We start from the raw sequence: 26,253 nt of genomic DNA, 5'->3' as shown, positions 1-26,253 counted from the left end.
AAGGCCGCAGACTGTCAGAGCAGGGCGGAAACCACATAGACCACGGCGGCGAGCATGAAGATCAACGCCAGGATCACCCAGACGCTGACCGCCGAATCGCCGCTGCGGCGCGAAAGCTCGCGCTCGTTCGGGTTCTCCTCGTCGCGAGGGGGAATGCGATCCTGGCCGTTCATCCCTCGATATAGGCAGAATGCAGCGGTTTCCGCACCCCCCCGGCGACGCTACAGTCACCCGATGACCGACGACTACGTCTTCGCAGGCCCCGCCGACGCCGAGCCGGCCGCCGCCCAAAGCCAAGGCGTGGGCGACAACAATCCGCCCCTGTCGATTTCCGAGCTGTCCTTCGCCCTGAAGCGCACGCTGGAGGACCGGTTCGGCCACGTCCGGCTGCGAGGCGAGGTGTCCAAGGTCAATCGCCACGCCTCCGGCCACATCTATCTGACGCTGAAGGACGACAGGTCGGCCATCGACGGCGTGGTATGGAAAGGCTCTGCGCGCGGCCTCGGCGTCCAGCCTGAGACAGGCCTCGAGGTCATCGTCACCGGCAAGATCACCTCCTACCCGGCGCGGTCTTCGTACCAGATCGTGATCGAGTCGATGGAGGCGGCCGGCGCCGGCGCCCTCCTGGCCCAACTCGAACGGCTGAAGGTCAAACTGTCGGGCGAGGGCCTGTTCGATCCGGCCCGCAAGACGCCCATCCCCCTCTATCCGCGCACGATCGGCGTGATCACCAGCCCGACCGGCGCCGTCATTCGCGACATCCTGCATCGGATCGCCGAGCGCTGGCCCTGCCGGGTCATCGTCTGGCCAGTCGTGGTCCAGGGCGACGCCGCCTGTGGCCAGGTCGGGAACGCCATTCGCGGCTTCGACGCCATGACCAGGGACGGCGCCATCCCCCGCCCCGACCTGCTGATCGTGGCGCGCGGCGGCGGCTCGGTCGAGGATCTGTGGTGCTTCAACGACGAGGGCCTGGCGCGCATCGTGGCGGCGGCGACCATCCCGATCATCTCGGCCGTGGGGCACGAGACGGACACCACCCTCATAGACTTCGTCTCGGATCGTCGCGCCCCGACCCCGACGGGCGCCGCCGAACTGGCCACGCCGGTGCTGGCCGACCTGCGCGCCTTCGTCACCGATCTGGAGCGCCGTCTGGCTCGTTCCGGCGCCCGGCTGCTGGAGGACCGCCGCATTCGCCTGCGCTCCGTGGCGCGCGGCCTGCCCGCCCGGCCGGAGGAGCTCGTGGCCCTGGCCCAGCAGCGTCTCGACCACGCGTCCAGCCGCCTCGCCTCGGGCCTCGGCCGCAACACCGAACTGCATCACCGCCGCCTTGTCACGATCGGCAGCCGTTTCGCGCCGGCGCTTCTGAAACGCGCTATCGAGCAACGGGAGGCGCGGCTTGAGGGGCAAGCCGCCCGTCTGATTTCAGGACTGCGCGCCAACACCTCCGGCCATGAACGTCGCCTGCTGCTTGTCTCGGGTCGATTGAATCCAGAGGCGATCGTCAACCGGCAGAAGCGTCGCGAGCTCGGTATGCAGAACCTGGCGTCACGCTTTGATCGGGTCCGACCGCAGGCTATCGAGCGCGCCGAGACCCGCCTCGCCGCCCTCGCCCGCGCCCTGGCCAGCCTCGATCCGAGGCGCCCCAAACCCGGCTTCGCTCGCGTCGACGACGAGACCGGCGCGATGGTCTCGTCCGCCGCCGCCCTGTCGCCGGGGCAGGCCGTGACGCTGGTCTTCCCCGATGGCTCCAAGGGGGCGCATATCGAGGGCGACGGCGCGGTGAGGCCGAAGCCGGTTCCGAAGTCCAAAGCGGCCCCGGCGAGCCAGGGCGACCTCTTCTGACAACAGCCTCCTCCCTGTTCGCCGCCTGGCGAATGGAGCGGTGGATGCGAGCCCTTCGCGAGCAGACGGAGCGCTTCTGGATGTCGCCGAGCCCCCTCCGTGTCCACCACTTTGCTACGGATCCACCTGCCCATCGCTGCGCGACGGGGAGGAGACGACGGAGGGATCTCCCGCTATCCTGTCATCATGACCTCCGTCCCCTCCCCCGCGACCCTCCACTACGGCGACGGCGAGTTCGCCGTGCTCAAGCCCGGCCCCTTCGTCCTGTGCGCCGTCTCCGGCCGTCCGATCCCGCTCGAGATCCTGCGCTACTGGTCCGTCGAGAATCAGGAACCCTACTTCAGTCCGGCCGAAGCCCTGTCCCGGATGGTCGATCAGTGACGCCTTCGCGGCGCGGCCTGATCCTGGGCGCCGGCGCCGCCACTCTCTCGGGGCCCGCCTTCGCCGAGCCGACCGACGGTCTCGCCCTGAACGGCCGTTTCGTCCAGGGCGGGTTCGCCATGGGGCGGGCGGAGCCGCGGGCCATGGTCTTCATTGACGGAGAAGCCCTGACCACCGCTTCTGCGGCCGGCCTGTTCATCGTCGGCTTCGACCGCGACGCCCCGCCGTCGGTCCAGCTGGAGGTGCGCGGCCAGGGCCGCGTCGCACGTCGCACCCTGTCCATCGCGCCCGGGACCTTCCCCTCGACCCGCATTGACGGCCTGCCCCCATCGACGGTCGAGCCGTCGGACCCGGCGCTGCTCGCCCGGATCCAGGACGAGATCGTGCTGAAGACCGAGGGCTTCGGCAGCCGCGCCGACGCCGACAACTTCCGTTCCGGCTTCACCTGGCCGCTGGACAGCTATCGGGTGACCAGCCTGTGGGGTTCCCAGCGCGTTCTGAACGGCACGCCCGCCCGGCCGCACTACGGCATAGACCTGGCCGCACCCGCCGGTTCTCCGATCCGGGCGCCGGCGGACGGCGTCGTCACCTTCGCCCGCGCCGGCATGCATTTCGAAGGCGGCCTGACCCTGATCGACCACGGTCAGGGCTTGATCACGGCCTACCTGCACCAGTCGCGCATCGACGTCCTGCCGACCCAGCGAATCACCCGCGGCGACGTCATCGGACGGGTCGGAATGACGGGCCGCGCTACCGGGCCGCATCTGTGCTGGCGCATGAAATGGCGCGATCGGAACTGCGATCCGTCTCTGATGATCGGCGAATCGGCTCCGGAAACCGCTTACAGCAACGGCTAAGCTTTCGTTCCGCGTGGACCTTGCCGATCTTTGCCCGTAGAATCGGCCTTTAGTCCGCCGTCGGGGCGGCCTCGGCCCGATCACCAAATGTCCGCCCTTCAATCGCTCAACATCCTGCTGGTAGACGACAACCAGCACATGCGAGCCATCACGTCCGCCATCCTGCAATCGGCGGGCATCCGCAACATCCGCGAGGTGTCAGACGGCGCCATGGCGCTCGAGGTTGTGCGCGATCATCAGATCGATCTCGCCATCGTCGACTTCAACATGTTCCCTCTGGACGGGGTGGAGTTCACTCGCCTGGTCCGCAACAGCCCCGACAGCGCCAACCCCTATCTGCCGATCATCATGATGACCGGCCATTCGGAGAAGCATCGCGTGGTTGAGGCCCGCGACGCCGGGGTGACGGAGTTCGTGGTCAAGCCGATCACCGCCAAGGCGGTGTTCGACCGCATCCAAGCCGTCATCCTGCGCCCACGCCCCTATGTGAAGACCGACGACTATTTCGGCCCGGACCGTCGGCGGACCTCGAGTGTCGCAAGCTACAAGGGTCCGCGCCGTCGTTCGACCGACGTTGCGGAAGACGCCTCCACGAACACGGACGGTTCCGGCAAGGCCTGACGCCTCGGTTCGGGGCGCTGTCGCGTTTCAGTTCCGCGACCTTGCGAGGCTCTTTGCGTCTTAGCCGATATTCAAAAAGCCAAATAAACCGAAGTGGCGCGATACGCAAACAACTCGCCAATATTCTCGAGCATCTCGAAATCGTACCGCCGGAAGTAGTTCATCCGTCCGACCGTCGCTCTTGAATTAAGCTTGGCCCTGCCGCCCCAAAGCTATTCGGTCGAACCCGCATCAAGACGTCAGCGCACTGTTACTCGGCGTCTTCCAGCTCCCGGTAGACCCGGTCCGGCCACCGCTTGTGGACCCAGAACCAGTCCACCGGATGCTCTCGCACCCGCTCCTCGACGAAGCGCGTGATCGCCTGCACCCCCCGCGCGATGTCGCCCGTCCGGTCGCCGGTCCTGGCCAGTTCGATCGGCGCGTGCGCCGTGACCCGGAACCGTACGCCCGGCAGCCGCACCACCGACATCGGCTGCAGCACCGTGCCGAACCGCAGCGCCAGCCGACTCGGCCCCGGCGCCGCGTTCACCGGCTGGCCGAAGAAGGTCACTTCCGGCCCTTCCGAAAATTTCTGGTCATTCATCAGGGCGACGCTCTCGCCGCGCGCCATCCCGGCCAGCAGCTCACGCGCCCCGTCCCCGCCCTTGGGGGCGAACAGCTTCACCCCGTACCGGGCCCGCGCCGCGATGATCTGGGCGTCGACATAGGGGTTGTTGGCCGCCCGATAGGTCACCTGCACCGGCACGCCAGAGGCCACCAGAACCGCGGCCATCGTCTCGATATTCGCCATGTGCCCGGACACGAAGACCACCGGCTTGCCCGAGGCCCGGATCGCCTCGAGCCGTTCGGCCCCGACGATGTCGATCCGCCCCGACGCCGGGGTCAGCCGGTCCATCACCGCCGTCTCGGCGAAGGTGCGCCCCGTCTGTTCCCACTGTTCCAGGGCCAGCCGTCGCCGCTCCTCCTCGCCCATCCCGGGGAAGGCGATCCGCAGGTTCCGCAGCACCGTCTTCTGCGTCCCCGTGACGGGGCCGAGCGTCCGCAGCGCCCAGCCGCCGAAGTTCGATGCCGCTTCCAGGCCGATCAGCCGCATCAGGCCGATGAAGCCTGCGAACAGCGCCGCCTCCAGCCGCCAGATCAGATCCTGACGAAGACCCGGGCCTCCGGCGCCCCGGCCCTTGCTGACCTCACCAGGCAATCGTCAGCCCGCCGTCCACCACCAGGGTCTGGCCATTCACGTATGAGCCGGCCTTCGAGCACAGATATACGGCCGTGCCCGCGATCTCGTCCGGCTGGCCGATGCGCTTCATCGGGTTCGGTTCGACCGTCACCTTCAGGACCTCCTCGTTTTCCCACAGATAGCGGGCGAAGTCGGTCTGGATCAGGCCGGGCGCGATACAGTTGACCCGCACGTTCGACGGCCCCCACTCGACGGCCAGGTTCCGCGCCAGCTGCATGTCCGCCGCTTTCGACACATTGTAGGCGCCGATCAGGGCGTTGCCCCGCAGGCCGCCGATGGACGAGATGATCACGATCGCCCCGTCCTTTCGCTCCAGCATCTGCGGCGCGACCATCTGGGTCAGCCAGTGGTTGGCCAGCACATTGTTGTGGAAGATCTTCTCGAACTGCTCGTCGGCGATCCCGGCCATCGGCCCGGCATAGGGGTTGGACGCCGCGTTGCAGACCAGGATGTCGATCTTGCCCCAGGCGGCGGTTGTCTCGTCGACCAGCCGCTGCAGGTCTTCCTTGGAGGCGATATTGGCCGGGATCGCCATCGCACGGCCCTCCCCGTACCTGCCGTTGATCTCCTGCACGACCTCTTCGCAGGGGCCGGCCTTGCGCGACGAGATGACCACCCTGGCCCCGTGCTCGGCCATCCGCTCGGCGATCGCCTTGCCGATGCCCTTGGACGAGCCGGTGATGACGGCGACCTTCCCGGTCAGATCGAACAGTTCCATGCATATCCCCTGTTGCGGCGTGGTTTCTTTGGTCCACACCCTAGCTGTTTCGTCCTGATACCCCGATACTCGGGCGATTCCATCCGGGAAGTCGGACTTCACCGTTCCCATGCGCGCACTGACCAACGGCTTCCTGTTCTTCGGCTACGTCTTCCTGGCGATGACGGTCGGCGCCTTCCTGTGGCGCGCCGGCCTCGGCATCGGCCCGGGCGTGGCCGCGACGCTCGGCGTGCTGGGGGTCCTGACAGCGGTCCACGCCCTCTTCACCGGCATCGGCGAACGCAAGGCCCTGCGCGCCGAGATCGGCCATGTCCGGGAAGCCCACCGTTTGCTCGCCGACGCGATGGAGCAGACCCAGACCGCGCTTGGAGACCTCGCCACCGCCATCGAGGCCGGCGCCCTGTCGCGCACCGATGAACTCACCGGCGAAGTCCGCATGCTGGAAGACCTCATCCAGCAGATGAGCGTCTCCATCGACCAGCGCCTGTCGGTCACCCCCATGGTCGCTCCCGACAGTGTCGAGGCTCGCCGTCACCACCAGTCGAACCTGCTGCTCAAGACCGTCCACGACGCCCTCAGCGAGAACCGCGTCGACCTCTATCTCCAGCCCGTCGTCACCCTGCCCCAGCGCCGCACGGTCTTCTACGAGAGCTTCACCCGCCTGCGCGATTCGACCGACCGGGTCATGATGCCGGCCGAGTACCTGTCCATCGCCGAGGGCGAGGGTCTGGTCCCCGCCATCGACAACCTGCTGCTGTTCCGCTGCGCCCAGATCGTCCGCCGCCTGGCCCGTCAGGACCGCAAGGTTGGCGTCTTCTGCAATGTCGCCCTGTCGTCCCTGGGCGATGAGACCTTCTTCCCGCAGTTCCTGGAGTTCCTCAGCGAGAACCGCGACCTGAACCAGGCCCTGATCTTCGAACTGGGTCAGGCGACCTTCGACGCACGCGGCGCGGTCGAGGCCCGCAACATGGCCAAGCTGGCCGACCTGGGCTTCCGCTTCTCGATCGACAAGGTTCAGACCCTGGACCTCGACTTCAACGACCTGCAGCGCTCCGACGTCCGCTTCGTCAAGGTGGCCGCCGACCTGCTGATCGAACAGCTTCTGGACCTCGACGGCGGCTCGCCGATCCCGTCGCTGCGCGACATCCAGGCCGCCGACTTCGCCCAGCTGACCCGCCGCTACGGCATCGAGGTCATTGCCGAAAAGTGCGAGTCGGAACGCCAGATCGTGGACATCCTCGAGCTCGACATCTCCATTGGCCAGGGCCACCTGTTCGGCGAACCGCGCGCCATCAAGGAAGCGGTTCTGGCCGAAACCGACCCGCCCGCCGACTTCGTCCGATCGACCCTGATCAGCGCAGAGAAGCGTCGGCGGTACGCCTGACCTTGGTCCGGTGAGGGGACGTTTCGTCGCACCTCGGGAGCCATGGCAAGCGCCGCTACGAACGTGCAGTGTGCGAGCCGAAACGGGGGTCGAACGCCGATCTCCCGACGCCCGGATGCACCATGACACCGATCAGAAATCTGGCCCACATTCCTGCCGTGCTGGCGATGCTAGGCGCATGCTCTGCGCCCGAGCCCACACCCCCCGTTGAAGAGGCGACCGTCGCCGCCCCCAGCACCGTTCGGGTGCGCGGCACGGTCCAGTCCCTGGCGGGCGATACGATGACGGTTCAAACCTGGGACGGCCGGACGGTCTCCGTACCCGTCGCGGCTGACACGCGGTTTGTCTGGGTCGTATCGTCCAGCCTCTCGACCCTCCAGGACGGCGATTTCGTCGGCACGGCAACAACGGGTCCGAAGACGGCCCTTCGAGCGGTCGAACTGGTGATCTTCCCCGAATCGATGCGCGGAGCCGGCGAGGGTCACTATGCCTGGGACACGCCGGGCGTTGTCGCGGCAAAGGGTGGCGCCCCGGCCGCGTCCAGCGCCATGACCAACGGCACGGTCGCAAGCCAGAGCGCCATGACCAACGGTACCGTCGAAAGCCAGAGCATGATGACCAACGGGACGGTCTCCAGCAGCGAGTCTTCGTCCGGCGGCCGCACGCTGACCATCGCTTATGAGGGCGGCACGGCCAACGTCACCATTCCCGAAGGGACGCCGATCGTGCGTTTCGAGCCGACGGAAAGGCCGTCACTGGCGGCTGGACAGAAGGTCTATGCCGTCATACCTGCGGGTGCGACCACGGCCGGGTTCCTGGCGATGGGCAAGGACGGCGTCGTTCCGCCGATGTAGCCCGCCATCAGTGCTGTTCAGGTCGGCGACGACTGTGGTCCGGGCTGGCTACTTCGTCTCCATCACCAGACAGGTGGAGGTCGCGGTCGCATAGAGTTTGCCGTCCACGCCCTTCAGGTCCGCCTCGGCGAAGCCTGCGCGCCGTCCGATCTGCACGATCCGCCCCTCGGCCTTCACCGGCACGCCCTCGGTCAGGGCGCGGTGGAAGACGGTCTTGAGCTCCAGCGTCGTATAGATCTGTCCCGGCCGCAGCATCGAATGCACCGCGCAGGCGCAGGCCGAGTCCAGCAGGGTCGCCATCCAGCCGCCGTGCACCGTGCCGATGGGGTTGTAGACGGCCCGCGTCGGCGTCCCCTCAAACACCACCCGGCCTTCCTCGACCTCGATCAGCCGGTAGTCGAGGGTCTTCGCGATCGGCGCGGCGTTCTCGTCGGCCTGGAACCCGAGCCGCAGTTGTTCGACCCCGGACAGGTGGCTCAGTGAGCGAAGATCAGTCATGCGAAGGGTCCCGGGGAGAAGTCCGTCTGCAATAAGGACTGTCCAGCGGATGACGCAAGCCAATCCTCCCCCGCTGGGGGAGGTGGCGCGGCGCATCTTCGCGCCGTGACGGAGGGGGTCGGCCACACATGCCGGCGTCAGGGTCAGCCCCCTCCACCGCGAAGACGCGGTCCCCCTCCCCCTCGGGGGAGGAATAACCCTACAGACCCGGCAGCTTGAACCCGCCCGAGCGGCGCGGCGCGATCACGATCGAGTTCTGCGTGCCCGTCAGCGCCTGCAGGCGTGCGTTCTCGCTGGCGGCGTCGATGGTCACCGCCCCCTGGGCTGTCTGGGTCTGGGTCGGGGCCTGGGAGGCCGAGTCGTCGCGGCGCCAGAACAGGATGCGGTTGGCGAAGCTCTCTTCCTTGTGCGCCAGGTCGCCGAACTCGTCGTCGATGACATAGCGGGCCAGCGGGTCGGCGCGGTCGGCGCCGGCGGCGACCACCAGGGCCTGTTCGCCCGAGGTGCGCGTGATCGCCTGACGCTGGCCCAGCAGGATCTGGCGGGCGGCGCTTTCAGGGGCCAGTTCCTGCGGGCGCGGCTGGCCCGGCGCAGGCGGACGCAGCCCGTATTCCGGCGGCACGGTCAGCGGGGCCGAGGCCACGGTCAGGAACTCGTCCGGCACGACCTTGGTCAGGCCGATGGACTGGCGCAGGCCGCCACAGGCGGTCAGGGCGACGGCCGAGACGGCGATGGCGGATACGGTCAGGATACGGGCAGTTCGCATGGGTCGGTTCGGCTCCGGCGCAAAACCTGCGCTCTGGACAGCAGGAAAGAGCGGGTGATTACGCCTTTTCGTGGGCCACGCCAACGGCCTGCTTCCGCTCCGACATCACACTGTCGATAATCAGCAGGAGAACGCCGATGGTGATGGCGCTGTCGGCGATGTTGAAAACCCACGGAAACACGCCGGTCCCCGAGAAGTCGATGAAGTCCACGACATAGCCGTACTGGATCCGGTCGATGGCGTTGCCGATCGCCCCGCCAATCACCAGGCCGATGGCTGAGACCAGGGTGCGCCGCTCCGCCTTGAGCGCCCACCACGCCAGCGCGCCCGCCACGACGATCGAGAAGACGCTCAACGCCCAGCGCGCTTCACCGCCTCCGAACAGGCCGAAGCTCACACCGGTGTTGCGGACCATGGTGAGGTTCAGGATGCCCGGGATCACCTCGGCGAACAGATAGCCGGAGGGGATCATGGCCGGGTCAGACACATCGGCGGATCCGAGAACCCACGCCTTGGTCAACTGGTCCATCACGATGACGAACAGGGCGAAGCCATAGGCGGCCCAGGCGATGCGAGGGATTTTCATGCGCGTCCGGTTAGCAGGACATGGACGCGCCGCCAAACCCTCGCTTCACCCTTTCGACCTGACGCGTTAGTCACGCGCCATGACCCAGCCCCACGCCCTCCCCAGCCTCAGCGCCGTCGCCGCCGACTACGACATCCTGCTGTGCGACGTCTGGGGCGTGATCCACAACGGCCGCGAAAGCTGGCCCGAGGCCTGCGAGGCCCTGACGAAGTTCAATGACCAGGGCGGCCACGTCGTGCTGATCTCCAACTCGCCGCGCCCGGCCTCCGACGTCATCGCCCAGCTCGACGCCCTCGGCGTGCCCCGCGACAGCTGGAAGGCCTTCGTGACCTCGGGCGACGCCACCCGGATGGAGCTGGCCCGCCGCGCGCCCGGCCCGGCCCTGATCATCGGTCCGGCCCGCGACGACATCCTCTACGAAGGCCTCGACCTGCAGCGCGCGACCAGCGTCGCCGACGCCGCCTTCCTGTCGGTCACCGGCATGATCGACGACGAGACCGAGACGCCCCAGCACTATGTCGAACAGCTGTCCGAGGCCGCCGCCCGCGATCTGGAGCTGATCTGCGCCAACCCCGATCGAATCGTCCAGCGCGGCGACAGGATCATCTACTGCGGCGGCGCCCTCGCCGATGTCTACGCATCGCTCGGCGGCCGGGTCACCATGGCCGGCAAACCCTACGGCCCGATCTACGCCCTGTCCCTCGCCGAGGCGGAAACCCTCATGGGTCGCCCGGTCGACCGCTCCCGCGTCCTCTGCATCGGCGACGGCGTCATCACCGACGTTCTCGGCGCCAACCAGCAGGCGCTCGACTGCCTGTTCATCGCCCAGGGCATCCATGGCGACACCGCGCGCGGCGACGACGGCCTTATCGATCCGGTCCGGGCTCAGGCCCTGCTGACCGCCGAAACCGCCTACGCGCGCTACGCCGCTCTGGACCTGAAGTGGTAGTTCTCGCCAAATCGGCGAAGCGCGTCTAACACCGCCACATGATTACCGGACCTCACCCCTCGGGCGGCTACATCCTCGAAGAACTCGAGCCCGGCATGGTGGCGGTCAAGGACGTGACAATCACGGAGGACCGCATCCAGCAGTTCGCCGAGGCCTCGGACGATTTCAACCCGGTCCATATGGACGAGGCCTTCGCTTCGAAGACGGCCTATCGCGGGCGGATCGCCCACGGTCTGCTTTCGGCCTCGTTCGGTTCGGCCGTCGTGGGCACTATCCTGCCCGGGGCCGGCGCGATCTACCTGTCCCAGAACCTCGCCTTCCACAAACCGGTCCGGATCGGCGACGTCGTGACCGCCAAGATCACCGTCGCCGCCGTCGATCCCGAATCGGCCCGCGTCACCCTGCTGACTGAAGGCTATGTCGGGGACGAGCTGATCATGGGCGGCGAGGCCGTCGTGCGCGTCCCCCGCCGCCGTCGCGCGGCCAAGGACTAACCGGGCCGACCGTGACGATCGACATCATCCGCGACTGGCGCGACCTGCCCGTCTCGCAGAGAGGCGCCGCCGCCGCGCTCGGCGCCTTCGATGGCGTCCATAGGGGCCATCAGGCCGTTATCGCCTCGGCCCGCATCGCGGCCGACCGCCTCGGCGTCCCCCTGGCCGTCGTCAGTTTCGACCCGCATCCGCGGCGCTGGTTCCAGCCCGACGCCGCCCCCTTCCGCCTGATGACGCCGGGCCAGATGGCCCGTGCGCTGGAGCCTCTGGGGGTGAGCCGCCTCTACCTCCTGCCCTTTGATGCCGGCATGGCCGCCATGTCGGACGAGGCCTTCGCCGTCGACGTGCTCGCCGGCCGGCCTCAGGCAGCGCAAGGCGCGGCAGGCCGCAAGGATGGCCTGGGCCTGGCCCACGCCTCGGTCGGCTTCGACTTCACCTACGGCAAGGGCCGCACCGGTTCTCCCGACGCGCTGGCCCGCATCGGCCGCCAGTTGGGCTTCTCGGTCGCGGTCACCGAACGGATCGACGACATCGGCGGCCTGAAACTGTCGTCCAGCGCCGTGCGCGAGGCCCTGAACGCCGGCGACATGGCCCGCGCCGCCGCGATCCTGAGCAGGCCCTTCGCCATCGAGGGCGAGGTCGTCCACGGCGACAAGCGCGGCCGCACCATCGGCGTCCCGACCGCCAACGTCCGCCTCGGCGACTACATGCGCCCCGCCTACGGGGTCTACGCCACCCGCACCCGCCTGCCTGATGGCCGCGTCATCGACGGTGTCGCCAACCTCGGCGTCCGCCCCATGTTCGAGATCGCCGAGCCCCTGCTGGAAGTCTGGCTGTTCGACTTCGCGGAGGACCTCTACGGCGAGACGGTCGAGACCGAACTCGTCGCCCTGCTGCGCGGCGAAATGAATTTCGACGGCCTCGACGCGCTCAAGACCCAGATCGACGCAGATGCGGCGGCGGCGCGGACGGTGCTCGCCGCCAAGGCCTAGCGCGGGGCGTAGATCTCGCCGGTCCACACCTGTTGCGCGCCGGTCAGTTCATCTGCCGACACCGGATCACCGTAAACTGCAACAATTGGCCATCCGCGTGATGCCCGCTCCGTGGTCGCCATCAAGGCGTAGCCTTCGGCCTGAAGTATCGGATCGACGCGAGACGGATCGCCATCGAAAAGGGTCAGGACTGATCCCCGGCCGAAGACATAGAGGGTGGTCAGCCTCTCCGGCCGCCCGTCGCCGTTGAGATCAATCCGACCGGAGCATTCCCTGTCATCCGTTGTCGGTCTGGTTCCGGTCCCAGGCTTGAGGATGCAACCACTCGGGTCGAGCCGAACCCAGCCCGGCTGTTGCGCGGACACAGCCACATCACTGACCAATTCGAGGCGCGAATGTGAGGCCCCGGTCGTTGCGCAGGCCCCCAATGCGGCCGCGAAGATCAGGACGCTGCCCGGCGCCCTGCCCATCCTCACCCCGCAGCCTCGGCCACCGCCATCAGCGTGTCGTGCAGCGAATCCGTCCCGTCCACGATGTCGTCGACCTTCCAGTTCGGCCCTTCGCGGACCAGCTTGAGCTTGAGGGTCTTCGGCTCTCCCATATTGGTAAAGGCGACATTGGCTTCGGCGGTGTTGGGGTCCGCCTGGGCCACCGCCGTGGCTGTGACGACGAAGTCACCCTGGTCCTGGCAGATGCAGAAGGGGTCGTAGTTCAGGGTCGGAACCTCGCCGTTCGCGGCCCGGAAATCGGCGCCGATCAGGGCGTTCATCGTGCGCGAGAACATCGGGTCCTGCCCCGGCGCCGGCTGCTCGCCTTGCGGCCCGCCGTTGACGTACTGGGCGTAGATCATCCGAACGAGGGCCTCGGGCCCCTCGCCGGCGGCCGCATAGACCTGGTCGCGCGACACCGGTCCAGTCGCAGCCGTCGCACCGGCCGTTGCGGAGGCCGACGCCGTCTCCGGCGCCTTGGCCTCGTCGCCTTGCGAACAGGCCGCCAGCGTCATCGCGCCGACCGAGACAAGGATCAGAGTCCGGATCATCACTTCGCTCCTGCTGCGTTTTCGGCCCGCCGTTCGGCGATCCAGCCCGTCATGTCCTGAAGCAGCGGGGGCTGCGGGAACTCCGTGGTCTGGTCGCGCTGGATGTCGTCGATCTTCCAGGCGCCGCCCTCGTTGACGAGTTTGTAGGTCTGCGTCCGGGTCTCGACCGGCTCGGCCATCGTCCAGGTCATGAGGACGGTGACGTCGGCGCGGTCGCCGCTCACGGCCCCGGGCGTGACGCTGGTCAGCACCATGCCGCCGTCGTCCTGGCAGTCGCAGATCGGGTCGGCTTCGAAATAGGCGTACTCGCCCGGGTTCCCCAGCGCCTCGGTCTCGGCGATCAGGGCCGCCGTCCGCGCGGACCAGATCTCCGGCGCCTCGGCCTCCGGCGCGTCAGGGGCCGAGGCGGGCGCTGCGGTTCCGCCGGCCTCGGCGGAATACAGAGACCTCACGAAGGCCTCCGGGGTCAGGGCGGCTTGCGTCGCCGCGGCCGTCGCCGGCGCGGGCTCGACCTTGTCCGCCGGCGGGCTGCAGGCGGTCAGGGCCAGACCGGCGGCCGTCATCATCAGGATCGTGCGCATCGGTGGTTTCGTCCCTTCGGCGCGTCATCGCGCCGTTCGAAAGCGACGTTACCGCAAGCCCGCGCTTTTCCCAGCCCCCGCGCCCTGATAGGAACCGCCGATGGACGCGCGCCGGATCATTCCGATCGAGATTAGCCGCCCGGCGTAGCGCCGACGGGGCTTCACCGCCTCCGCGCCCGCCGGGATCGCCAGCCGACCTCACCCCGACGCCCACACGCTTGCCCGAGACTGATCCCATGGCCGACGACGCCCAGACCCCCGATTCTCCGACCGCCCGCGACTACCGCGAGACCGTCTTCCTGCCGGAGACGCCCTTCCCCATGCGCGGCGGCCTTCCGCAAAAGGAGCCGCTGATCCTGGAACAGTGGGGCGACCTCTATTCGACCCTGCGCGCCCGGCGTCAGGCCGAGAAGGCGCCGCTCTACGTCCTCCATGACGGCCCGCCCTACGCCAACGGCGACATCCACATCGGCCACGCCCTGAACAAGACGCTGAAGGACTTTGTGGTCCGTTCGCGCTTCCTGCTCGGCTACGACGTCGACTTCGTCCCCGGCTGGGACTGCCACGGCCTGCCGATCGAGTGGAAGATCGAGGAACAGTACCGCGCCAGGGGTCGCCGCAAGGACGAGGTCTCCAAGGCCGAGTTCCGCGCCGCCTGCCGCGAATACGCCGCCGGCTGGATCGAGGTGCAGAAGGCCCAGTTCCTGCGCCTCGGCATCACCGGCGACTTCGAGAACCGCTACGCCACGATGGACTATTCGGCCGAGGCCGCCATCGTGAAGGAATTCCACAAGTTCAAGAACTCCGGCCAGCTCTATCGCGGCTCCAAGCCCGTCATGTGGTCGCCCGTCGAGCGCACCGCCCTGGCCGACGCCGAGATCGAATACCACGACCACGTCTCGCCCACGATCTGGGTCAGGTTCCCGGTCATCGCAGCGACCGACGACCACCCCGACGACCTGCTGGCCTTCCGCCACCAGACGCCGTCGATCGTCATCTGGACCACCACCCCCTGGACCATCCCGGCCAACCGCGCGATCAGCTACGGCCCCGAGATCGCCTATGGCCTGTATGAGGTCCAGTCGATGGAGACGGGCCTGGAGTTCGAGCCCTGGGCCAGGCCGGGCGACCGTCTGATCCTGGCCGACAAGCTGGCCGAAGAGGTCTTCAAGGCCGCGAAGATCGCGACCTGGACGCGTCTCGACGACACCAATCCGTCGGGCCTCGTCTGCGCCCACCCGCTGGCGGAGCTCGACGACGGCTACCGCTTCAACGTGCCCCTGCTCGACGGCGACCACGTCACCGACGACGCGGGCACGGGCTTCGTCCATACGGCGCCCGGCCACGGCGCCGACGACTTCGAGGTCTGGAAGGCCCACGGCCATCACGAGGTGCCCGACACCGTCGATCCCGACGGCGCCTACTACCCGTCCGTCCCCCTGTTCGCGGGCCTGAAGGTGCTCGAGACCGAGGGCAAGAAGACCGGCAAGTTCGGCAGCGCCAACCCCGCCGTCATGGACAGGCTGATCGAGGCCGGAACCCTGCTGGCGCGCGGCCGTCTCGAACACTCCTACCCCCACTCCTGGCGCTCCAAGGCCCCGGTCATCTTCCGCAACACGCCCCAGTGGTTCATCCGCATGGACCAGGCGCTGGACCACGCCGACGGGGCGACCCTGCGCGAGACCGCGCTCGCCTCCATCGACCAGACCGACTTCCACCCGGCCGCCGGCAAGAACCGCATCCGCTCGATGGTCGAGGGTCGCCCCGACTGGCTGATCAGCCGCCAGCGCGCCTGGGGCACGCCGCTGGCCATGTTCGTCGACAAACACACGGGCAAACCTCTGCATGATCCCGCGGTCGACGCCCGCATCGTCGCCGCGATCGAGGCAGGCGGCGCCGACGCCTGGTACACCCGCTCCGACAGCGATTTCCTCGGCCTGCACGACCCGGCCAACTACGAGAAGATCGAGGACATCCTCGACGTCTGGTTCGATTCCGGCTGCACCCACGCCTTCACGCTGGAGACCCGCGACCCGGCCCACGGCTACACCGGCGACCGCCCCAGCCACTGGCCCGCGAATCTCTATCTCGAAGGCTCGGACCAGCATCGCGGCTGGTTCCAGTCCAACCTGCTCGAAGGCTCCGGCACCCGCGGCCGCGCCCCCTATGACGCCGTCCTGACCCACGGCTTCACCCAGGACGAGAACGGGGAGAAGATGTCCAAGTCCAGGGGCAACACGACCGATCCCGCCGTCATCATCAAGGAATCCGGCGCCGACATCCTGCGCCTGTGGGTCGCCCTGGTGGACTATGCCGAGGACCAGCGGATCGGGAAGCAGATCCTCCAGACCACGGTCGACGCCTATCGCAAGCTTCGGAACACCGTCCGCTACCTGCTGGGCGCCCTGGCCGATTTCGACGAGGCCGAACGCGTCGACTACGCCGACATGCCGCCGCTGGAACGGTTCGTCCTGCACCGGCTTTGGGAGCTCGACCTCCAGGTCCGCGGCGCCTACGAGACCTATCGTTTCCAGGACGTCGTCCGCCCGGTGCTGGAATTCTGCGCCGGCGACCTCTCGGCCCTGTATTTCGACATCCGCAAGGACAGCCTCTACTGCGACCGCCCCGACGCGATCCGTCGTCGCGCGGCGCGCACGGTGATGCACGAGGTGTTCGTGCGCCTGACCGCATGGCTGGCCCCTCTGACGCCCTTCACCATGGAAGAGGCCTGGACGACGCTCTATCCGGACGCGGGGACGAACTGCGCGCGGGTGATCCCGCAGACGCCGGATCAGTGGCGGAATGTTGAGGAGGCCCAGCGCTGGACCAACATCGACACCGTCGTAGCGCGGGTGAACGACGCGCTCGAAGCCGCGCGCAAAGAGAAGCTCATCGGCGGCGCTCTGGACGCTTGGCCGGATATTCAGTTGTCCCAACCGCTTCTCGACTTGTTCGAAGGCAGGTTGTCTGACGGGACCATGCTGACGCCGGTCGATCCGGCGGAGGTTTTCCGCACTTCTGGAGCAAACGTCAGCCTTGGCGTCGGGCCTGCGACAGTCATTGTGGCGCTCGCCAATCATCCGAAGTGCGCCCGCTCCTGGCGCCGCGTCCCCGACGTCGGCTCCGACCCGCAGTATCCTGACCTCTCCGCCCGCGACGCCGACGCTGTGCGGTGGTGGGACGCGAAGCAGGGCTGACGGCGCCCCTCTCCCGGCGGGAGAGGGCTTGAGCGTCCAGGAGCGCAGCGATTGGAAACGCGAAAGGGTGAGGGGTTGGCGCCAACTGGTGAGGGCTGCCCCTCACCCTTTCGGCTGGCGCATCGCCAACGCTCTGCGAGCCTCAATCCCTCTCCCACCGGGAGAGGGAGTTCCAATTTCGGGCGTGGCGCAGCGAAGACCCGGAATGACGAAAGACTGGGATCTGGCGGAGACTGAACCAACTTTCCGTGCATACCCGCGAAAGCGGGGACCCAGGTTTTAGCTGCATGACCGTGTGTGGGATCGCTCTCTAGCGCGCTCGGTATCGCGCATCGCCCAAAGCACTGGGTCCCCGCCTTCGCGGGGATGCACGGATTCGAGTTGAGGCGGGCCCATACCCATCAACGGACGCCCGAATTCGCCCAAAGATTTCAACGCGCGGCTCTAACGAAAGGCCTTTTACCCATCACGGTCCGAAACGGCCGTAAACTGTCGCGCTCATTCAAGGAGGCGCACAGCACACCCCCAACCCGCGCGACTCTGTCGACTCTGTCGAGTCTATTCTGGAGTCGCGCAGCCCTCAGGCCGCCTCGGCCATCTCCATCGCGGCCTTGCGTTGTTCCGCCCACGGAATCAGCGTCGATTTCGGCCAGGCCACCAGCCACGAGCTCGGCGTGTATTCGCCGCTCTCGATCAGCGCCTTGCGCGTCGGCGACGAGGCCGAGGCCCGTTCCGAATGGATCGGCGCCGGCCCCTGGTGGATGATGAAGGCCCCGCCCTTGAGCGGGTTCAACCGCAGATAGGCCAATCGCGGGCTGATGGTCTCCAGCGGCGGATCGTAGAACCAGCTCGAGCCGATCATCCCGGCCAGCTCGGGCCGTGTCTTGCAGAGGGCCGCGGCCGTGGCCCAGGCCCGGTCCCAGCCGGCCTCGTTGAAATCGGCCAGCTGGCGGCTCTCGGTGTGGACCTCCAGCCAGGGCTTCTTCCAGCCCTGGGCCCGCACATAGGAGACCAGCTGCGACCAGCCATGGCCCCCGCGCCCGTTCCGCACCACCTGGCCGGGCCCCATGGGCGACGACAGGTCGATGGTCTGGGTCAGGGCCCCGGGCACGCTCAGGACCAGGGCCATGCGCACGTCCTTGGCCCAGTGGTCCGGGTCATAGGCCGCATTCGTATCGGCGGCCGCCGTCAGGAACTCGGCCATCCTGTCCATCCAGTAGGGATAGAGCTCCAAGACCTCGCCCGGCAGCGCCGCCTGTTTCGCCCGCCCCGGCAGTTCCAGGGCCCAGGTCGCGACCAGGGCGCGGCGCATGGCGTCCGTGGCGTCGGAGCCCAGGGCCTTGTCAGCGGCATGGGCCGGCAGGTCGAAATTCCAGTGGGAGGCCGAGGCCACCGCCGGATTCACGGCCTCGACCGAGGCGATATCGACCCGCGTCCGCTCTTCGGCGGTCAGTCGGGCCCGGATGGCCTTGAAGGCCTCGATCAGGGTTTGGGTCAGCGTTTCCATGGCCCGATACTGGCACACGCCGGTTGGCGAAGACTTAAAGCCCCCAGTCTCCTCCCCATTCGCCGCTTGGCGAATGGGGAGGTGGATGCGAGCTCTTCGCGAGCAGACGGAGGGGTTCTGGACAGCGGCAAGAACCCCTCCGTCTCTCCGCTGCGCTCCGAGCCACCTCCCCATCGCTACGCGACAGGGAGGAGACGTGAAGTCCGACAGCAGCTAAACCCCGCGCAACACCTATATGGAGCCCAAGATGTCCATCAACGCCCGCCTCGCCGAACTCGCTATCGCCCTGCCCCAGCCCGCTGCGGCGGTGGCCAACTACGTCCCGTTCGTGCGCACCGGCAACCTGGTCCACATCTCGGGCCAGTTGTCGAACGACGCCTCGGGCGGACTCAAGGGCACGGTCGGCGAGGACGTCACCCCGGAACAGGCCAACGCCGGCGCCCGCCTGTGCGGCATCAACCTTCTGGCCCAGCTGAACGCCGCGCTCGACGGCGACCTCGACCGCGTCGTCCGCGTCGTCAAACTGGGCGGCTTCGTCCAGGCCGGCCCCGGTTTCACCGCCATCCCGGCCGTCATCAACGGCTGCTCGGACCTGATGGTCGAGGTGTTCGGCGACGCCGGCCGCCACGCCCGCTCGGCCGTCGGCGTCTACCAGCTGCCCCTCGGCTTCGCCGTTGAGGTGGACGCCATCGTCGAGGTGCGGTGAGCCCGCAGCCTGAGTTCACGCTTCAGGTCCATGACAGCCTCGCGGCCATCGGTCGCGAGGCGTGGGACGCCTGCGCCGCCCCGACCGGCGATCCCTTCGTCTCGTTCGACTTTCTGAACGCCTGCGAGGCCTCCGGCAGCGCCGTCGCCAGTCAAGGCTGGGGGCCGCGGCACCTGACCCTGATGGGGCCCGACGACACCGTCCTCGGCTGCATGCCCCTCTATCTGAAAGGCCACAGCCAGGGCGAATACGTCTTCGACCACGCCTGGGCCGACGCCTACCAGCGCGCCGGCGGCCGCTACTATCCCAAGCTGCTCGGCGCCGTCCCCTTCACCCCCGCCACCGGCCCCCGCTTCCTGCACGCTCCGGGCACGGACGAGGCGACTGTCCGCGCCGCCCTGATCCAGGGCGCCCTGACCCTGACCGAGCGGCTCGGCGTGTCGTCCCTGCATGTGAACTTCCCGACACAGCCCGAATGGTCGGCCATGGGCGAGGCCGGGATGCTGCGTCGCCAGGACATGCAGTTCATCTGGAGGAACGCGGGCTACCAGACCTTCGACGACTTCCTCGCCGCCCTGTCCTCCAACCGCCGCAAGACCATCCGCCGCGAGCGCCGCGACGCCCGGGCCGGCCTCGACATCCGCGTCCTGACCGGCGCCGACCTCACGGAGGCCCACTGGGACGCCTTCTTCGACTTCTACCAGGACACGGGCGAGCGCAAATGGGGCCGCCCCTATCTGACCCGCGCCTTCTTCTCGATGATCGGCCAGACGATGCCCGACCGCATCGCCCTGGTAATGGCCTTCCGCGACGGCGCGCCCATCGCCGGCGCCCTGAACTTCATCGGCCGCGACGCTCTCTACGGCCGCCAGTGGGGCGCGCTGGAAGAGGTCCCCTTCCTGCATTTCGAGCTCTGCTACTATCAGGCGATCGAGTTCGCGATCGCCCACGGCCTGTCCCGCGTCGAGGCAGGGGCCCAGGGAGAACACAAGATGGCGCGCGGCTACCTGCCCTCCCCCGTCTACTCCGCCCACTATATCGCCGACCCGGCCCTGCGCAGTCCCGTGGCCCAGTATCTTGTGCAGGAAAGCGCGGGGGTGGAGGCCGAGATCGAGGCGATGACGGCGGAATACTCGCCCTATCGGACCGCCTGATTGCCACGGGTCGCCTTGGCTGCTCATATCCCGAAACCTCGATTTCTCCCGGAGCGCCCATGTCCCGTCTGCTGATCCTGCTGGCCTCGGCCGCCCTCGCCGCGCCGCTCGCCGCCGCTCCGGCCTCGGCCCAGTCCGTCGATCGCGTCGCCGTCAACGGCATCCTCGACCAGGGGCTGAACCATTCGCAGGTGATGCAGACCGCCGCCCACCTGACCGACAACATCGGCGGCCGCCTGACCAACTCGCCGGCCATGCGCGAGGCCGAGACCTGGACCCAGCAGCAGTTCCGCGACTGGGGCCTGTCCAACGTCCGCACCGAGGGCTTCGAGTTCGGCCGCGGCTGGTCGATCGTCCGCTCCAGCGCCCGGATGACCGAGCCGCGCGTCATCGACCTGCGCGCCATTCCCATCGCCTGGACGCCCGGCACCAATGGAACGATCAGCGCCGGTGTCGTCGTCGCCCCGATGACGAGGGTCGCCGACTTCGAACGCTTCCGGGGTCAGCTGCGCGGCAAGATCGTCATGGTCACCCAGCCCAACACCGGTTCGGAGCCCGCCGAGGCGCCCTTCCGCCGCCTGACCGACGAACAGCTCCGCAGCGGCAACGTCTATGTCCAGCCCCAGTATTCCCCTGCCGCCATCGAACGTCAGCTGGACGCCCCGAACTTCGCCGTCGCCCTGGACGACTTCCTCGCAGGGGAAGGCGCCCTCGCCCTGGTCCGCATGTCCGCCCGCGACGGCGGTCTGCTGCACGGGACCGGCTCAGGCTTCCGCGTCGGCCAGACGCCCAGGGTTCCCGGCATGGAACTGGCCGCCGAGGACTATCGCCGCCTCGCCCGCCTCGCCCGGACCGACACCCCGCCGACGCTGGAGCTGATGAGCGAGGTCGAGTTCCACGATGAGGACGTCAATGCCTACAACGTACTGGCCGATATTCCGGGTACGGACCGCTCCGGTGAATACGTTATGGCCGGTGCCCACCTCGACAGCTGGGTCGCCTCCGACGGCGCCAGCGACAACGCCGCCGGCAGCGCCGTGGTCATGGAGGCCGCCCGAATCCTGATGCAGCTGGGCGTCCGTCCGAAACGCACCATCCGCTTCGCCCTGTGGAACGGCGAGGAGCAGGGCCTGTGGGGCTCTCTGGCCTATGTCGATCAGCATCTGGCGACGCGCGCCCCCTCGACCGACCCAAGGCTGGCCGGTCAACCGAACAACCGCACCTGGCGTAACCGTTGGCCGATCCAGCCGCGCGAGGGCCATGGCGACCTGACCGCCTATTTCAACATCGACAACGGGTCGGGCCGGATCCGCGGCATCAATGCCGAGGGCAATGTCGCGGCCGCGCCCATCTTCCAGGAGTGGCTGGCCCCGTTCGCCAGCCTGGGCGCCTCGACCGTCTCCCTGCGCACCTCGGGCGGCACCGACCACGTCTACATGCAGAGCGTCGGCATCCCGGGCTACCAGTTCATCCAGGACCCGCTCGACTACGACAGCCGCATCCACCACACCTCGGTCGACAGCTATGACCACCTGAAGCCGGACGACCTGCGTCAGGCGGCGGTCATCCTGGCCAGCTTCCTGCTGAACGCCGCCAACCGCGACCAGCCCCTGCCCCGGATGCCGGTCCCGACCCGGCCGACGCCGAGCGATCCGTTCGAATACCTGCCGGCGGAGTGATCTTGATGAGGCGAAGGTTTCGGCTTCCGCCTCAGCCCAGCATCCGAATGATCTCGGCCTGTTGCGCCTTCATGACTGGCGCGCCGCTCCCGCCCCGACCGGTGGCCTTGATCGCCAGCATCATAGGCGTCGAGCCCTTCCCGTTCCGGCGCAGGGGGTCAGCTCCGCTCGCCAACAGCGCCTCGACAGCCGCAGCGCAGCGCTTCCTGACAGCCCGGTGCAGCGGCGTGACCCCTGACTTGTCGATCGCGTCGGGATCCGCCCCTGAGGACACCAGGCTGGCGATCACCGCCGCCTGCGCCGCCGGGTTCCAGTTGTCCGACCCGGGCATTCCGTCCGCCGCATAGTGCAGGGGTTGCGCGCCACGTCGGTTGGCGGCCGCGACGTGGGCGCCGAACCCGATCAACTGGCGCACGGTCTCTAGCTGATAGGCCGCCGCCGCGATGTGGAGCGCCGTATCCCCGGCATAAACATGGTGCTGGATTTCCGGCAGAAAGACATCCGGCTCCCCTCGCGACGCGCCCTTTGTCACTACCGCTCGCGAGATCGCGGGACAGGCGGCCAGGATCTCGTCCACTGTCAGCGCGTCCGCCGCGACGATCGCCTTCAGCAGGCACCAGAGTGGCTCATCTTCGGTCATGTAGGGATCGGTCCCGCCTGCCTGCCTGCGCCCAAGCTAGCCCCGCTCGGCCGCCGCCGCGAACAACCGTGCAATCTCGCCGTCCACGGCTGCGGGATCGTTCAGCTCGACCACGGCCCTGAGCCGTTCAGACCAGCTTTCCTTCTTCATCGGGGCCGACAGCCGCGCCGAGGCTTCCGGTTCCAGCTTCAACCCCAGCAAGGCCCGCCCGCCCTTCAGCGGACGCATGGCCGCGAACTGCACCTTGCGGCTGAACGCGGTGTAGCCCTTCCGTTGGCCGGAAATGACGCCCTCAACCCCGGAGGCGACAGCCTCGACGGCCTCGAGGAGGGCCAGAGACCCGGCCGCCTTCCACAGAGCCGCACGCAGTTCCGCAGGCTCATCCCAGCCGGGCCCGCCGCACGGGTTGAAGGCGTCGAGAATTTGGGAGCCGTGGTTCTGGCCCACCCCATGTTCGGCCTTCAGCCACGCCAACTGGGCGCGCAGAGCCGTCTCGGGGCAGGTCTTCATGATCTCGAGCCAGGCCTCCAGCGTTCGGCCGCTCCGGGTCTCGAAATTCGCCTTCACCGTGGCAAACCATTTCGCCTGACGCTCGGTCAACTGGGGTCCCGGCTTCATGGTTCGTCTCGCAATTGGAAACGGCCGGGACTTTCGCCCCGGCCGTCGCCTACAGTCAGTTTCAGCCGCCGTCGTTGAGGTTCAGCGACTCACCGTTGATGGCGCAGAAGTCGACGCCCATGACAATCAGGTCGGGGGTGTCGTCATCGAACACGACCTTGATGTCGTATTCGCAGTCTTCGAGGCCGTCATCGATCGTGACCTGGACGCTGTCGCCGCTGCCGACGACCTGGTCGCCCAGAATGTCTTCTTCCCAGTCGTTGGTCGACGGGACGGAGATGAACAGCTGGACGACGACTTCGCTGGTGCCGTTGTTCAGGGTGAAGTCCAGCGGGCCGGTCTGGGCCGAGGCGCTGGAGGCGACGCAGGTGAAGGCGAGCGCAGCGGCCGCCGACAGGAGTTTGATGGTCATGAACAGGTCGCCCCAGGCCCGATGCGGACCCTGGCACCTATGGCTACACTGGTTTTCGCAGCGAGCAAGCCACGCAACCTGACGACCTCGCGCGCATTCAGCGCTAGGATCGCGAATCCCATGCCCATCCGCCGCCTCCCGCCCGAGACCGTCAATCGCATCGCCGCCGGCGAGGTGGTCGAACGGCCGTCCAGCGCCATCAAGGAGCTGGTCGAAAATGCGCTCGACGCCGGGGCGACCCGGATCGAGATCCAGGCCGACGGCGGCGGCCTGTCGCGCATCCTGATCGCCGACGACGGCCACGGCATGGCCCCGGACCAGCTGGCCCTCGCCGTCGAACGCCATGCGACGTCCAAGCTGGAGCCCGACGACGCGGGCGACGTCGACCTGTTGCGTATCTCGACCCTGGGCTTCCGCGGCGAGGCCCTGCCCTCGATCGGCTCGGTCGCCCGCCTGACCATCACCAGCCGCGCGAAAGACGGCGACGCCCACCAGATCACAGTCGAAGGCGGCGACCAGCGTCCGGTCGCGCCCGCCGGCTTCCCCGGCCCCCACGGCGCCCGGGTCGAGGTCCGCGACCTGTTCTACGCCACCCCGGCCCGGCTCAAATTCATGAAGTCCGAGCGCTCCGAGGCCATGGCCATCTTGGAAGAGATCAAGCGCCAGGCCATGGCGCATGAGGGCGTCGCCTTCACCCTCGACCTCGACGGCAAGACCACCCTGCGCCTGCCCGCCGAACATCCCGGCGACGAGGGCCGGCTGAAGCGGCTCGCCGCCCTGCTGGGCCGTGACTTCGAGGCCAATGCCCTGCTGATCGACCAGTCGCGCGAGGGCATACGGCTTTCAGGCTATGCCGGCCTGCCGACCTATTCGCGCGGCAACGGCGGGCACCAGTATCTGTTCGTCAACGGCCGCCCGGTGCGCGACCGGCTGCTGCAGGGGGCCTTGCGGGGCGCCTATGCCGACTTCCTGGCGCGGGACCGGCATCCGGCGGCGGTGCTGTTCCTCGAGATCGACCCCCTGTTCGTCGATGTAAACGTCCACCCGGCCAAGGCGGAGGTCCGGTTCCGCGATCCGGCCCTGGTGCGCGGTCTGATCGTCGGGGCGTTGAGGCACGCCCTCCACGCCGCCGGCCACCGCGCCTCGACGACCGTGGCCGACAATGTGCTGGCCGGGTTCACGGCGCACACGGGCCCGGCCTGGAGTCCGTCGTCTCCAACCGCCCGGGGCTTCAGCGGCTGGACCGGCTGGGAGCGGCCTGTCGCCGCCAATCAGGACATCCCGGGCCTGTCGGAGATGTCCGTCCGTGTCGAGGCCCCGCCCGCCGACTTCCAGCACTGGCCCGAACAGTCCGGCGCGCCCAACCCCGCCGATCCGATCGACCAGCCGCTGGGGGCCGCCCGGGCCCAGGTCCATGGGACCTATATCGTCGCCCAGACCCGCGACGGCATCGTCGTGGTCGACCAGCACGCGGCCCACGAACGGCTCGTCTACGAACGGATGAAGACCCAGATGGCCGAGGGCTCGGTCCTCCGCCAGGCCCTGCTGACGCCCGAGGTTGTGGAGCTGGACCCCGCCGAGGCCGACCGCGTCATCGCCCGCGCCGACGAACTGGCCCAGCTCGGCCTGATCGTCGAACCCTTCGGCGGCGGGGCCGTGCTGGTGCGCGAGACGCCGGCCCTCCTCGGCGACACCGACGTCCAGGGGCTGATCCGCGACATCGCCGACGACCTGGCCGAACACGGCGCGGCCCTGGCCCTGTCGGAACGTCTGGGCGAGGTCTGCGGCACCATGGCCTGCCACGGCTCCGTCCGCGCCGGGCGGGTGCTGTCGGCGCCCGAGATGAACGCCCTGCTGCGCCAGATGGAGGCCACGCCCCACTCCGGTCAGTGCAACCACGGCCGCCCGACCTATGTGGAGCTGAAGCTCAACGACCTTGAGAAGTTGTTCGGAAGACGTTGAAAACGCTTGCCCGGCCCTCGGCGGGTTGGACGTTGGACTCCAAAAAACACAGTCCAAAGAGTCCAATGAGTCCATTAAGTCCGATGCGCCCGCCGGCGCTGGCGATGGTCGGTCCTTTCCGGGTTGCCTCACGACACACCAGTATGAGGCCGTTTCGGAGGGTGATGAGTAAAAGGCCTCTCGTTAGAGCCGGGCGTTGATTTCAAGGGTGGATTCGGACGATCCGTTGATGGGTATGCGCAAGATCCGTGCATCCCCGCGAAGGCGGAAACCAGGCTTTGGCCCACTCGGGATGTGCGCCATCGCCCAGATTTGATCCTGACTGTCTGACGTACGGCTTACGCTTGGGTCCCCGCCTCCGCGGGGATGCACGGAGCAGAACCCAGATGGCGTCATAGTGGTGCAGCGTCCGGACCGAGGTCCCCGACAGCCTGACCAGCTGGCTGACGGTATGGATCGTGTGGCGCGCGTCGTTCCGCATGGACAGACCTATGGGGCCTCATGCGGCGTGAGGGTCAAGGGGTGACGAACGACGCCGACCGACGTATTCTGGCGCGTCGGATCATCCGACCTGGA

General features: G+C 68.1%; 27 protein-coding genes. 14 read left to right on the top strand and 13 right to left on the bottom strand.

Translation table 11 applies throughout. From position 1 onward, the window contains the following. Positions 1-14: 14 nt before the first annotated feature. A complete protein-coding gene (locus ACP7AB_RS08750) occupies positions 15-173 on the bottom strand; it encodes a hypothetical protein (RefSeq protein WP_425990023.1) in 159 nt (52 codons plus the stop codon). A 61-nt stretch (positions 174-234) separates the two neighbouring features. Between ACP7AB_RS08750 and xseA the strand changes: the two genes are divergently transcribed. The 4 genes from xseA (at position 235) to ACP7AB_RS08730 (ending at position 3,701) form a co-directional block, all read left to right on the top strand. Then, positions 235-1,842 carry an exodeoxyribonuclease VII large subunit gene (gene xseA, locus ACP7AB_RS08745; RefSeq protein WP_425990021.1) on the top strand — a complete coding sequence of 536 codons (1,608 nt, stop codon included), beginning with the start codon at positions 235-237 and terminating at the stop codon, positions 1,840-1,842. A 186-nt stretch (positions 1,843-2,028) separates the two neighbouring features. Beyond that, on the top strand, positions 2,029-2,223 hold the full coding sequence (locus ACP7AB_RS08740; protein WP_425990019.1) for a DUF2093 domain-containing protein: 195 nt from the start codon (positions 2,029-2,031) through the stop codon (positions 2,221-2,223). Continuing rightward, the gene (locus ACP7AB_RS08735) at positions 2,220-3,080 is read left to right on the top strand and encodes a M23 family metallopeptidase (RefSeq protein WP_425990017.1); all 861 of its coding nucleotides are present in this window, start codon (positions 2,220-2,222) and stop codon (positions 3,078-3,080) included. Before ACP7AB_RS08740 ends, ACP7AB_RS08735 begins: the two co-directional genes overlap by 4 nt. Before the next feature lie 87 nt (positions 3,081-3,167). Further along, positions 3,168-3,701 carry a response regulator gene (locus tag ACP7AB_RS08730; RefSeq protein ID WP_425990015.1) on the top strand — a complete coding sequence of 178 codons (534 nt, stop codon included), beginning with the start codon at positions 3,168-3,170 and terminating at the stop codon, positions 3,699-3,701. A gap of 250 nt (positions 3,702-3,951) precedes the next feature. Here ACP7AB_RS08730 and ACP7AB_RS08725 read toward each other — a convergent pair whose 3' ends face one another. Together ACP7AB_RS08725 and ACP7AB_RS08720 are read right to left on the bottom strand one after the other, a co-directional pair. Beyond that, a complete protein-coding gene (locus ACP7AB_RS08725) occupies positions 3,952-4,899 on the bottom strand; it encodes a lysophospholipid acyltransferase family protein (protein WP_425990013.1) in 948 nt (315 codons plus the stop codon). Further along, entirely contained in the window at positions 4,889-5,659 is a 771-nt protein-coding gene (locus ACP7AB_RS08720) for an SDR family NAD(P)-dependent oxidoreductase (RefSeq protein ID WP_425990011.1), read from the bottom strand. The genes ACP7AB_RS08725 and ACP7AB_RS08720 overlap by 11 nt, the downstream gene beginning before the upstream one ends. A gap of 109 nt (positions 5,660-5,768) precedes the next feature. Here ACP7AB_RS08720 and ACP7AB_RS08715 point away from each other — a divergent pair, with 109 nt between their 5' ends. Both ACP7AB_RS08715 and ACP7AB_RS08710 read left to right on the top strand, forming a co-directional pair. Beyond that, positions 5,769-7,043: an EAL domain-containing protein gene (locus tag ACP7AB_RS08715; RefSeq protein ID WP_425990009.1), complete on the top strand. Its 1,275-nt coding sequence runs from the start codon at positions 5,769-5,771 to the stop codon at positions 7,041-7,043. Positions 7,044-7,165: 122 nt separating this feature from the next. Beyond that, complete coding sequence (locus tag ACP7AB_RS08710) at positions 7,166-7,897, top strand: hypothetical protein (protein WP_425990007.1); 732 nt, start codon at positions 7,166-7,168, stop codon at positions 7,895-7,897. 48 nt (positions 7,898-7,945) lie between these two features. Here the strand turns inward: ACP7AB_RS08710 and ACP7AB_RS08705 are convergent, their stop codons facing one another. The 3 genes from ACP7AB_RS08705 to lspA all read right to left on the bottom strand — a co-directional run bounded on the left by ACP7AB_RS08705 (position 7,946) and on the right by lspA (position 9,747). Next, positions 7,946-8,395, bottom strand: a complete 450-nt coding sequence (locus tag ACP7AB_RS08705; RefSeq protein ID WP_425990005.1) for a PaaI family thioesterase — start codon at positions 8,393-8,395, stop codon at positions 7,946-7,948. A 199-nt stretch (positions 8,396-8,594) separates the two neighbouring features. After that, positions 8,595-9,161 (bottom strand): DUF3035 domain-containing protein, encoded by a 567-nt coding sequence (locus ACP7AB_RS08700; protein ID WP_425990004.1) that lies wholly within the window; start codon positions 9,159-9,161, stop codon positions 8,595-8,597. A 58-nt stretch (positions 9,162-9,219) separates the two neighbouring features. After that, on the bottom strand, positions 9,220-9,747 hold the full coding sequence (gene lspA, locus ACP7AB_RS08695) for a signal peptidase II (protein WP_425990002.1): 528 nt from the start codon (positions 9,745-9,747) through the stop codon (positions 9,220-9,222). Between the two features lie 79 nt (positions 9,748-9,826). On the opposite strand from lspA, the gene ACP7AB_RS08690 reads away from it, so the two are divergent. From ACP7AB_RS08690 to ribF, 3 genes are read left to right on the top strand one after another with little or no spacing between them, the layout of a single operon-like run. Then, entirely contained in the window at positions 9,827-10,696 is an 870-nt protein-coding gene (locus ACP7AB_RS08690; protein ID WP_425990000.1) for a TIGR01459 family HAD-type hydrolase, read from the top strand. 41 nt (positions 10,697-10,737) lie between these two features. Continuing rightward, complete coding sequence (locus ACP7AB_RS08685) at positions 10,738-11,190, top strand: MaoC family dehydratase (RefSeq protein ID WP_425990143.1); 453 nt, start codon at positions 10,738-10,740, stop codon at positions 11,188-11,190. A gap of 11 nt (positions 11,191-11,201) precedes the next feature. Continuing rightward, a complete protein-coding gene (gene ribF / locus ACP7AB_RS08680) occupies positions 11,202-12,182 on the top strand; it encodes a riboflavin biosynthesis protein RibF (protein ID WP_425989998.1) in 981 nt (326 codons plus the stop codon). Here the strand turns inward: ribF and ACP7AB_RS08675 are convergent. Genes ACP7AB_RS08675 through ACP7AB_RS08665 form a run of 3 tightly spaced genes read right to left on the bottom strand, consistent with a single transcriptional unit; the run spans position 12,179 to position 13,802 of the window. Then, the gene (locus tag ACP7AB_RS08675; RefSeq protein WP_425989996.1) at positions 12,179-12,652 is read right to left on the bottom strand and encodes a hypothetical protein; all 474 of its coding nucleotides are present in this window, start codon (positions 12,650-12,652) and stop codon (positions 12,179-12,181) included. The two genes, ribF and ACP7AB_RS08675, sit on opposite strands and share 4 nt — an antisense overlap. Before the next feature lie 2 nt (positions 12,653-12,654). Beyond that, the gene (locus ACP7AB_RS08670; protein WP_425989994.1) at positions 12,655-13,221 is read right to left on the bottom strand and encodes a DUF3828 domain-containing protein; all 567 of its coding nucleotides are present in this window, start codon (positions 13,219-13,221) and stop codon (positions 12,655-12,657) included. Then, entirely contained in the window at positions 13,221-13,802 is a 582-nt protein-coding gene (locus ACP7AB_RS08665) for a DUF3828 domain-containing protein (protein WP_425989992.1), read from the bottom strand. The genes ACP7AB_RS08670 and ACP7AB_RS08665 overlap by 1 nt, the downstream gene beginning before the upstream one ends. A gap of 236 nt (positions 13,803-14,038) precedes the next feature. Between ACP7AB_RS08665 and ileS the strand changes: the two genes are divergently transcribed. Then, entirely contained in the window at positions 14,039-16,999 is a 2,961-nt protein-coding gene (gene ileS, locus ACP7AB_RS08660) for an isoleucine--tRNA ligase (protein WP_425989991.1), read from the top strand. Positions 17,000-17,579: 580 nt separating this feature from the next. Here the strand turns inward: ileS and ACP7AB_RS08655 are convergent. Next, positions 17,580-18,506 (bottom strand): hypothetical protein, encoded by a 927-nt coding sequence (locus ACP7AB_RS08655; RefSeq protein ID WP_425989989.1) that lies wholly within the window; start codon positions 18,504-18,506, stop codon positions 17,580-17,582. 247 nt (positions 18,507-18,753) lie between these two features. Here ACP7AB_RS08655 and ACP7AB_RS08650 point away from each other — a divergent pair, with 247 nt between their 5' ends. From ACP7AB_RS08650 to ACP7AB_RS08640, 3 genes are read left to right on the top strand one after another with little or no spacing between them, the layout of a single operon-like run. Then, complete coding sequence (locus ACP7AB_RS08650; protein ID WP_425989988.1) at positions 18,754-19,212, top strand: RidA family protein; 459 nt, start codon at positions 18,754-18,756, stop codon at positions 19,210-19,212. Further along, on the top strand, positions 19,209-20,366 hold the full coding sequence (locus ACP7AB_RS08645) for a GNAT family N-acetyltransferase (protein ID WP_425989986.1): 1,158 nt from the start codon (positions 19,209-19,211) through the stop codon (positions 20,364-20,366). Before ACP7AB_RS08650 ends, ACP7AB_RS08645 begins: the two co-directional genes overlap by 4 nt. A 59-nt stretch (positions 20,367-20,425) precedes the next feature. After that, the gene (locus tag ACP7AB_RS08640; RefSeq protein ID WP_425989984.1) at positions 20,426-22,045 is read left to right on the top strand and encodes a M20/M25/M40 family metallo-hydrolase; all 1,620 of its coding nucleotides are present in this window, start codon (positions 20,426-20,428) and stop codon (positions 22,043-22,045) included. A gap of 31 nt (positions 22,046-22,076) precedes the next feature. Here the strand turns inward: ACP7AB_RS08640 and ACP7AB_RS08635 are convergent, their stop codons facing one another. From ACP7AB_RS08635 to ACP7AB_RS08625, 3 genes are all read right to left on the bottom strand, one after another. Then, on the bottom strand, positions 22,077-22,685 hold the full coding sequence (locus tag ACP7AB_RS08635; RefSeq protein WP_425989982.1) for an ankyrin repeat domain-containing protein: 609 nt from the start codon (positions 22,683-22,685) through the stop codon (positions 22,077-22,079). A gap of 36 nt (positions 22,686-22,721) precedes the next feature. Next, positions 22,722-23,303 carry a DUF4287 domain-containing protein gene (locus tag ACP7AB_RS08630; RefSeq protein ID WP_425989981.1) on the bottom strand — a complete coding sequence of 194 codons (582 nt, stop codon included), beginning with the start codon at positions 23,301-23,303 and terminating at the stop codon, positions 22,722-22,724. Between the two features lie 61 nt (positions 23,304-23,364). Next, a complete protein-coding gene (locus ACP7AB_RS08625) occupies positions 23,365-23,715 on the bottom strand; it encodes a hypothetical protein (protein ID WP_425989979.1) in 351 nt (116 codons plus the stop codon). A 120-nt stretch (positions 23,716-23,835) separates the two neighbouring features. Here ACP7AB_RS08625 and mutL point away from each other — a divergent pair, with 120 nt between their 5' ends. After that, entirely contained in the window at positions 23,836-25,677 is a 1,842-nt protein-coding gene (gene mutL, locus ACP7AB_RS08620; RefSeq protein ID WP_425989978.1) for a DNA mismatch repair endonuclease MutL, read from the top strand. Positions 25,678-26,253: the final 576 nt, after the last annotated feature.

This window comes from Brevundimonas sp. TWP3-1-2b1 (assembly GCF_049896165.1).
Lineage (GTDB): Bacteria > Pseudomonadota > Alphaproteobacteria > Caulobacterales > Caulobacteraceae > Brevundimonas > Brevundimonas subvibrioides_B.
The sequence above is the reverse complement of the archived record's forward strand: the minus strand, read 5'-3'. Positions and strand labels throughout refer to the sequence as shown.

Excerpts from the sequence above, each read along its gene's own strand:
- ACP7AB_RS08750 (WP_425990023.1), bottom strand. The coding sequence starts at position 173 with ATGAACGGCCAGGATCGCATTCCCCCTCGCGACGAGGAGAACCCGAAC.
- xseA (WP_425990021.1), top strand. The coding sequence starts at position 235 with ATGACCGACGACTACGTCTTCGCAGGCCCCGCCGACGCCGAGCCGGCC.
- ACP7AB_RS08740 (WP_425990019.1), top strand. The coding sequence starts at position 2,029 with ATGACCTCCGTCCCCTCCCCCGCGACCCTCCACTACGGCGACGGCGAG.
- ACP7AB_RS08730 (WP_425990015.1), top strand. The coding sequence starts at position 3,168 with ATGTCCGCCCTTCAATCGCTCAACATCCTGCTGGTAGACGACAACCAG.
- ACP7AB_RS08720 (WP_425990011.1), bottom strand. The coding sequence starts at position 5,659 with ATGGAACTGTTCGATCTGACCGGGAAGGTCGCCGTCATCACCGGCTCG.
- ACP7AB_RS08715 (WP_425990009.1), top strand. The coding sequence starts at position 5,769 with ATGCGCGCACTGACCAACGGCTTCCTGTTCTTCGGCTACGTCTTCCTG.
- ACP7AB_RS08710 (WP_425990007.1), top strand. The coding sequence starts at position 7,166 with ATGACACCGATCAGAAATCTGGCCCACATTCCTGCCGTGCTGGCGATG.
- ACP7AB_RS08705 (WP_425990005.1), bottom strand. The coding sequence starts at position 8,395 with ATGACTGATCTTCGCTCACTGAGCCACCTGTCCGGGGTCGAACAACTG.
- ACP7AB_RS08700 (WP_425990004.1), bottom strand. The coding sequence starts at position 9,161 with ATGCGAACTGCCCGTATCCTGACCGTATCCGCCATCGCCGTCTCGGCC.
- lspA (WP_425990002.1), bottom strand. The coding sequence starts at position 9,747 with ATGAAAATCCCTCGCATCGCCTGGGCCGCCTATGGCTTCGCCCTGTTC.
- ACP7AB_RS08690 (WP_425990000.1), top strand. The coding sequence starts at position 9,827 with ATGACCCAGCCCCACGCCCTCCCCAGCCTCAGCGCCGTCGCCGCCGAC.
- ACP7AB_RS08675 (WP_425989996.1), bottom strand. The coding sequence starts at position 12,652 with ATGGGCAGGGCGCCGGGCAGCGTCCTGATCTTCGCGGCCGCATTGGGG.
- ACP7AB_RS08670 (WP_425989994.1), bottom strand. The coding sequence starts at position 13,221 with ATGATCCGGACTCTGATCCTTGTCTCGGTCGGCGCGATGACGCTGGCG.
- ACP7AB_RS08665 (WP_425989992.1), bottom strand. The coding sequence starts at position 13,802 with ATGCGCACGATCCTGATGATGACGGCCGCCGGTCTGGCCCTGACCGCC.
- ileS (WP_425989991.1), top strand. The coding sequence starts at position 14,039 with ATGGCCGACGACGCCCAGACCCCCGATTCTCCGACCGCCCGCGACTAC.
- ACP7AB_RS08655 (WP_425989989.1), bottom strand. The coding sequence starts at position 18,506 with ATGGAAACGCTGACCCAAACCCTGATCGAGGCCTTCAAGGCCATCCGG.
- ACP7AB_RS08650 (WP_425989988.1), top strand. The coding sequence starts at position 18,754 with ATGTCCATCAACGCCCGCCTCGCCGAACTCGCTATCGCCCTGCCCCAG.
- ACP7AB_RS08640 (WP_425989984.1), top strand. The coding sequence starts at position 20,426 with ATGTCCCGTCTGCTGATCCTGCTGGCCTCGGCCGCCCTCGCCGCGCCG.
- ACP7AB_RS08635 (WP_425989982.1), bottom strand. The coding sequence starts at position 22,685 with ATGACCGAAGATGAGCCACTCTGGTGCCTGCTGAAGGCGATCGTCGCG.
- ACP7AB_RS08630 (WP_425989981.1), bottom strand. The coding sequence starts at position 23,303 with ATGAAGCCGGGACCCCAGTTGACCGAGCGTCAGGCGAAATGGTTTGCC.
- ACP7AB_RS08625 (WP_425989979.1), bottom strand. The coding sequence starts at position 23,715 with ATGACCATCAAACTCCTGTCGGCGGCCGCTGCGCTCGCCTTCACCTGC.
- mutL (WP_425989978.1), top strand. The coding sequence starts at position 23,836 with ATGCCCATCCGCCGCCTCCCGCCCGAGACCGTCAATCGCATCGCCGCC.